2 protein-coding genes are annotated in these 2,368 nt (G+C 50.4%); one reads left to right on the top strand and one right to left on the bottom strand.

Translation table 11 applies throughout. The features are described 5' to 3' along the window. Positions 1-331 (top strand): primosomal protein N' (locus VMX96_03615; protein HUU62992.1); only part of this gene is annotated, 331 nt, incomplete at its 5' end. A gap of 325 nt (positions 332-656) precedes the next feature. On the opposite strand, the gene VMX96_03610 is transcribed toward VMX96_03615, so the two are convergent. Then, a complete protein-coding gene (locus VMX96_03610) occupies positions 657-2,162 on the bottom strand; it encodes a CFI-box-CTERM domain-containing protein (protein HUU62991.1) in 1,506 nt (501 codons plus the stop codon). Positions 2,163-2,368 lie beyond the last annotated feature (206 nt).

The raw sequence follows: 2,368 nt of genomic DNA, 5'->3' as shown, positions 1-2,368 counted from the left end.
TTATCGTAAAGAAATAGACTATCGGCGCCAGTTCAATTATCCCCCTTTTAGCCAATTAGTCCGCCTGGTTTATAGCCACACCAATGAGGCGTTGTGTCGCCGTGAGATGGAGAAGATGCGCCTAATTCTTGAGGAAAGGGTGAAAGAGCATAAGATTGACTTTCCCGATGGAGTCGGGATAATTGGTCCGGTACCTGTTTTCGCCTTTCGAGCTAGGGGCAGGTATCGCTGGCAACTATTCCTCCGCGGCTCTGATTTGACCCGAATGTTATCCCAGGTCACCTTGCCATGGGGCTGGACTATAGACGTTGATCCTGTAGGGATAGTGTGATTTTGCGAAACCATCGGCAGATCACGAGGTCAACTCCATTTTTCTCCACCCCACCCGTCATTGCGGGGCACGACAGTGTCAGAGCAATCTTTTCCCCTCTGTCGTTTCGAGGAGCCGAGATTCTTCGCTTGCGCTTCGGAACAGGCTCCGCAATCTCCGGAGATTGCCACGCACCTTTCGGGTGCTCGCAATGACGAAAGACTATGGTATTTTTAGTCGTTGAGCGCATAAAGTGAGAGCCGAGGCTGACCTCGGCTCTCACACCGATTGTCTTCACCCCCCAACGCTCAATTAGTGCCCGAGAGTGCTGTTGCGCTCATGGGCCTCACGCTGACCATAAATTGTGGCTCCAGGTTAATATTTTCACAATCGGGTCAACAAAGCCCACCCTCACCGCTGTTCTGAGAACCTCGTGTTCGGAGATGAAGTCGGCGATGGGAGGACTGGTTTTATAATAGAGAGATACAAACTCGGCGCCCAGGCTGTTAGGCAGCAGGACCTTGTCCCTGTACTCTCTGAGGATATCTAATTCACTTGCCGTATCAGTACCATAGGCTGCGGTGGCGATAAAACAACCTCCCCCCGGAGTTTCCGACGGACCTGCATAACCACCAAATTCCGTTCCTTGCAATTGGGCCAGGGATGGCGTGGTATTATTTCTTATTTTTGCCCACATATAACCGCTGTAGCCATTGGTGCTGGTGGTATTGACCCCGCTGTCTGAGCACTCGTCCCACTCGGCGCCGTCCCACCACAGGAGCTGCAGCAGCGATTCGTCGTCGACGCCTGCCGCAGCTAATTCAGCATCGGTATAGTAAAGCCTTATCTCAAGCTCGGTGACTTCCGTAGTATCGGGAACGTAGACATCGATGTATTTATCCAGTGAGCTGAAGCCGGTTGGAGCGGACCCGCCGGGATTCTCTTCATACTGAGCCACGGTTACCGTAGCTGTGCCGTCTACCTCAACCTCGGTGTCAGCTATCTCTATGGCATTGAGGGTAGCATTTTCTACCGTCTGTGTTACTGACTCAGATCCCAGCCAGGGTTCGAAATCCACATTATCGCTAACATAGTCACCCGTCCCGAGGTTGGAGTGTGGATTGAATGGTCCGCTGGCATCGCCCCACCAGTTTCTGGTGGCATCTACCGTCACGATTCCAGCGTTCACCACACCCTCACTGTTGCCGGCGATGTTGTTGAGGTGAGCTTCCTGGGTAGAATCCGAGAAAACAAGTATGCCTATTCCGTTGTCAGAGATAGTGGACCCTGTTATCTCTACAGTAGAAGTGCCTTCTTGATCTATTATAGCCACTCCGATCCCCAAGTCGTCGCCAAAAATGTTCTCCACCGTTAGGTCAGCAATTCTCCCTGTGCTGCCAAGGTAGAAGATGCCGATAACCGCTTCTTTGTCGATGATAAGGGTTCCATCAAAGTCAATACCCTCAATATTGATGTTTGTTGAATTCTCCACCATAGCCATGACCCATACGCATACTGGTAGTTCAAGCCCAAGCGAATAATTGCATGCTATAGTAGCTGTAGTAACGGTTGCTCCCTCAGTGCTGATTATGTTTATATTTGCCTTATCCGCCACCGTGAAGGTATCGTATGCCCCCGCCGCCGCCACGATGGTGTCCCCGGAGGCGACCTGCCAGACGGCGTGCTGGATGGTTCTCCAGGGATCCGAATAGCTACCATCACCCGTCTCATCGCTTCCCGTAGTAGATACGTAATACGTCGTTCCTGGGTCTGCTGCCACCGAAGTTCCTATCGCCAGCCCCAGGCTCACCACCAGCACCAGGGCAAACAGGATACCAAATATCTTTTTCACTCTTCACCTCCTTCGAAACAATTATTTCCTTAAGATCCTTATCTTTCCGTAAATCCTTTTGACTCGTCACCTCCTTTGTAACAGTTCACTTTCCCCAAAATCTTCGGCTTACAAGATAGTAAGCTACTTGTGTTAAAATCCTATTAATTAAATGTATATGTTACAGTTTTATAAGTATTACATGACATCCTCTATATCGCCAAGCG

It is taken from the genome of Dehalococcoidia bacterium, assembly GCA_035528575.1.
In the GTDB taxonomy this organism is placed as follows: Bacteria; Chloroflexota; Dehalococcoidia; order E44-bin15; family E44-bin15; genus DATKYK01.
This window is presented reverse-complemented; position numbering and strand designations above follow the sequence as displayed.